Origin of the sequence: Frankia sp. AgKG'84/4 (genome assembly GCF_023242965.2) — a bacterium.
In the GTDB taxonomy this organism is placed as follows: Bacteria; Actinomycetota; Actinomycetes; order Frankiales; family Frankiaceae; genus Frankia.
Genome location: NZ_JALKFU020000471.1, coordinates 1 through 4,251, shown reverse-complemented (window position 1 = coordinate 4,251; position 4,251 = coordinate 1). Strand labels below are relative to the sequence as shown.

Here is a 4,251-nt window from a genome sequence, read left to right as displayed (position 1 = left end):
CTCCGGCCCGGTGCTCGCCGCCGAGGCAACGGCCGCCGCGTTCCGCGCCGCCGCCCGCGACGAGGACGTGGCCGCCGCGGTGTTCCGGGTGAGCAGCCCCGGTGGCTCCTACGTCGCCTCGGACCTGGTCCGCCGGGAGGCCGAGCTGTTCCGCGCAAGCGGGCGGCCGCTGATCGTGTCGATGGGTGACGTGGCCGCCTCCGGCGGGTATTTCGTCTCCCTCGCCGCGGATGTCATCGTCGCGAGCCCCGGCACGCTGACCGGGTCGATCGGGGTGTTCGCCGGCAAGCAGGTCGTCCGCGAGCTGCTGGAGAAGGTCGGGGTGGGCTTCGGTGCGGTCGCCGAGGGCGAGCACGCGCTGATGATGTCGCCGCGGCGCCCGTTCACCGCCGGGGAGCGGGAGAAACTGGAGGAGTTCCTCGACCGGGTCTACGCCGACTTCGTCGACAAGGTCGCCGCGTCCCGGCGGCTGACCCGCGAGCAGGTGCACGAGCTGGCCCGCGGCCGGGTGTGGACGGGCGTCGACGCGCAGGCGCACGGCCTGGTCGACGAACTCGGCGGCCTCGCGGACGCCCTGCGCCTGGCCTGGTCCCGGGCCGGGCTGCCCGGCGAGGACACCCCGCGCGTGCGCCTCGCGCCGAAGCCGTCGGTGCTGGAACGGGTCCGTACGCCGAAGTCCAGCGAGGACCGGTCCGCCGCGCGGCTGTTCGGGACGCGGGCGTCCGCCGGCACCTGGACCCGGCTCGCCGCCGCGCTGGCTCCCGAGATGCTCGGCTCGGCCGCGGCGGCGGTCGGGCTCGGCGCCGGGCCGGCCGGTGGGTTCGTCTCCGGCTGGGGCACCTGGGCGCCGCTGGCAGCGCGTCTTGGTCTGCCCGCCGCCGGCCCGCTGATGATGCCGCCGATGGGCCGCATCGGCTGAGTCGGCCGAGGTCGCTGAAGGGGTCGAGGTCTCCGAAGGGGTCGAGGTCTCCGAAGGGGTCGAGGTCGCGGAAGGGGCGGGGTGTCGCCCCCGGGTTGGCCGCACGAGGGAGCCAGCGGCGCCGGCCACTTGGGTGCCGGCGGCTGTGGGATGCGTGACACGGTTGCGGGGCCCGGTGGCCGCGGCCAGCCGGGCGTCGGCATCGGCGGCGCCCGGGTATGCGCCAGTCGACGCGCCGTACCGGGATCGGCGCCGCGCCGCCCGAGGCCCGACGGTAGTCTCGGCACCGACCGGTTCGTCCGGACGGCACCGCTCGTCCCCGTGGCATGGCTCCACCTTGCCCGCCGGCGATCCGCCGGGCGCGGCGCGGGTGCTCTCGGGCACCGGTCCGCGACGATCCGTTCCGGTCACCGCATCGTCGCGTTCAAGCCGTCACATTCGGAGGTCACACCGTGCCGTCCATCGAGGCTGTCGGAGCCCGCGAGATCCTGGACTCGCGAGGCAACCCCACCGTCGAGGTCGAGGTCGTCCTGGAAGACGGCACGCTGGGTCGTGCCGCGGTCCCGAGCGGGGCGAGCACGGGCGCCTTCGAGGCCGTCGAGCTGCGCGACGGTGAGGACCGTTACGGCGGCAAGGGCGTCACCAAGGCCGTCGGCGCCGTCATCGAGCGCATCGGCCCGGCGATCATCGAGCTGGAGGCCACCGAGCAGCGCCTGCTCGACCAGACGCTCATCGATCTCGACGGCACCCCGGACAAGTCCGCCGTCGGCGCGAACGCCCTGCTCGGCGTGAGCCTCGCGGTGGCCAAGGCGGCTGCGGCGGCCAGCGGCCTGCCGCTGTTCCGCTACCTCGGTGGCCCCAGCGCGCACCTGCTCCCGGTGCCGATGATGAACATCCTCAACGGTGGCGCGCATGCCGACACCAACGTCGACATCCAGGAGTTCATGGTCGCGCCGATCGGGGCGACGACGTTCTCCGAGTCGCTGCGCTGGGGCGCCGAGGTCTACCAGGCGCTCAAGAGCGTGCTGAAGGCCCGCGGCCTCGCGACCGGCGTCGGCGACGAGGGCGGCTTCGCCCCGAGCCTGCCCACCAACCGTGAGGCGCTCGACCTCATCGCCGAGGCGGTCGACAAGGTGGGCCTGCGCCTCGGCTCGGACATCGCGTTCGCGCTGGACGTCGCGTCCACCGAGTTCTTCGCCGATGGCACCTACACGTTCGAGGGCGCTGCCCGCAGCGCGGAGTACCTCAGCGACTACTACGCCGAGCTCGTCGACGCCTACCCGATCGTGTCGATCGAGGACCCGCTGGCCGAGGACGACTGGGCCGGCTGGATCTCGCTCACCGAGCGCCTCGGGGAGAAGGTCCAGCTCGTCGGTGACGACCTGTTCGTCACCAACCCGGAGCGCCTCGCCCGCGGGATCGCGGCGAAGGCGGCCAACGCCCTGCTCGTCAAGGTCAACCAGATCGGCACGCTCACCGAGACCCTCGACGCGGTCACCCTCGCTCACCGCAGCGGCTATCGGGCGATGATGTCGCACCGCTCCGGCGAGACCGAGGACACCACGATCGCGGACCTCGCCGTGGCCACCGACTGCGGCCAGATCAAGACCGGCGCGCCGGCCCGCTCCGAGCGGGTGGCCAAGTACAACCAGCTCCTGCGGATCGAGGAGGAGCTCGACGACGCGGCCCGTTTCGCCGGTGCCGGCGCCTTCCCCCGGCACGGCCGGTCCGCCTGAGCCCATGGCGGCGCCGCGCTCCGCGCTGACCACGAGGGCGACCCTGCTCGCCGTCGTGATCTGCGTCCTGGTCCTGACCCTCGCCTACCCGCTGCGGCTGTACCTGCGCCAGCAGAACAAGCTCTCGCAGCTCGCCCGCGCGAACGCGCAGACCCAGTCCCAGGTGGACGAGCTGCGCGGCGCGGTCGGGCGCTACGGCGACCGGGCCTGGGTCGAGGACCAGGCGCGGAGCCGGCTGCTCTACCGCAAACCGGGGGAGAAGGCCTACCTGATGCCCGCCCCGCCGACCGCCGGCCCGCGCGACCAGGCCGACGCCGGCGGTTCCGGCGGCGGCTCGGCCTGGTACGGCCGGCTGTGGGCGCAGATCGCGACCCCGTAACCCCCTGATCGCTGATCCCGTGACCCACCAGGATGACGAGCGGCCTCGCGCGGGGTCGGGAGGAGTCGCCATGTCGTCGACGTCGGTGACGGCCGCGCAGGCCGAGATCGTGCGCCGGCAGCTCGGCCGGATGCCCCGTGGGCTGCTGGGGGTCGCGCACCACTGCACCTGCGGCCTGCCCGACGTGGTCGAGACCGCCCCCCGGCTTCCGGACGGCTCCCCGTTTCCGACGCTGTACTACCTGACCTGCCCGCGGGCGGCCAGCGCGGTCTCCCGGCTGGAGGCCGCCGGGGTGATGCGGGAGATGACCGAGCGCCTCGCCCGCGACCCCGAACTCGCCGCCGCCTACGACGCCGCCCTGCGCGACTACCTCGCCCGCCGCGACGCCCACGAGGTGCTCCCCGGATCGCCGAGCGCCGGCGGGATGCCGGAGCGGGTGAAATGCCTGCACGTGCTGGTGGCGCACAGCCTCGCGGCCGGGCCGGGGGTGAACCCGTTCGGTGACGAGGCGATCGCGGCCATCGCGGCGATCGAGGACTGGGGCCGGCGTGGCCCCTGCGTGCCGGCCGACCTCCCCGGGGGGACCGACGTCCCCGGGGAGACCGACGTCCCCGGGGGGACCCGTGTCGCCGGGGACATCCGCATCGACGGCGCGGCCGATGTCGCCGCGGCAGCCGGTAACGCCGGGGAACGCCTGACGGGCGGCGCCGGATCGGCGAATACTGGCACCGTCGGTGCCGCGGCCCAGGCCGCGGTCCCGGCGAACCTCGTGGGCGAGACGGACGGGAAGGGGCTGGGATGACCCGGGTAGCCGCGATCGACTGCGGGACCAACTCGATCCGTCTGCTGGTCGCGGACGTCGACGGCGCCGGCCTGCACGAGCTGACCCGGCGGATGGAGATCGTCCGCCTGGGCGCGGGCGTCGACCGCACCGGCGAGCTGGCCCCGCAGGCGCTGGCGCGCACGTTCGCGGCGCTGCGCGACTATGCGGGTGAGATCGACCGGCTGGGCGCGACGCGGGTGCGGATGGTCGCCACGAGCGCGACCCGCGACGCGCGCAACCGCGACGACCTGGTCGCCGGCGTGCGTGCGATCCTCGGGGTGGACCCCGAAGTGATCAGTGGCGACGAGGAGGCGGCGCTGTCGTTCTCCGGGGCCATCGGGGATCTCGTCGGCGGCGTCGCGGTCGGCGCCACCGGACCGGCCCGGGCCGGAAC

5 protein-coding genes are annotated in these 4,251 nt (G+C 74.6%); all 5 read left to right on the top strand.

Annotation, left to right across the window (positions count from 1 at the left end; all coding sequences use genetic code 11):
- Positions 1 to 919 (top strand): signal peptide peptidase SppA (gene sppA / locus MXD58_RS21435; RefSeq protein ID WP_250609803.1); only part of this gene is annotated, 919 nt, incomplete at its 5' end.
- A gap of 452 nt (positions 920 to 1,371) precedes the next feature.
- Complete coding sequence (gene eno, locus MXD58_RS21430; RefSeq protein ID WP_248836530.1) at positions 1,372 to 2,655, top strand: phosphopyruvate hydratase; 1,284 nt, start codon at positions 1,372 to 1,374, stop codon at positions 2,653 to 2,655.
- A gap of 4 nt (positions 2,656 to 2,659) precedes the next feature.
- On the top strand, positions 2,660 to 3,034 hold the full coding sequence (locus MXD58_RS21425) for an FtsB family cell division protein (RefSeq protein WP_248836531.1): 375 nt from the start codon (positions 2,660 to 2,662) through the stop codon (positions 3,032 to 3,034).
- A gap of 70 nt (positions 3,035 to 3,104) precedes the next feature.
- Complete coding sequence (locus MXD58_RS21420; RefSeq protein ID WP_374616456.1) at positions 3,105 to 3,836, top strand: DUF501 domain-containing protein; 732 nt, start codon at positions 3,105 to 3,107, stop codon at positions 3,834 to 3,836.
- Positions 3,833 to 4,251: Ppx/GppA phosphatase family protein (locus MXD58_RS21415; protein ID WP_518478568.1), on the top strand; the 419-nt coding region annotated here is incomplete at its 3' end. The genes MXD58_RS21420 and MXD58_RS21415, both read left to right, overlap by 4 nt.

Bases quoted from the DNA above. Each gene is read 5' to 3' on its own strand.
- MXD58_RS21420 (WP_374616456.1), top strand. From the start codon at position 3,105: ATGTCGTCGACGTCGGTGACGGCCGCGCAGGCCGAGATCGTGCGCCGG.
- MXD58_RS21425 (WP_248836531.1), top strand. From the start codon at position 2,660: ATGGCGGCGCCGCGCTCCGCGCTGACCACGAGGGCGACCCTGCTCGCC.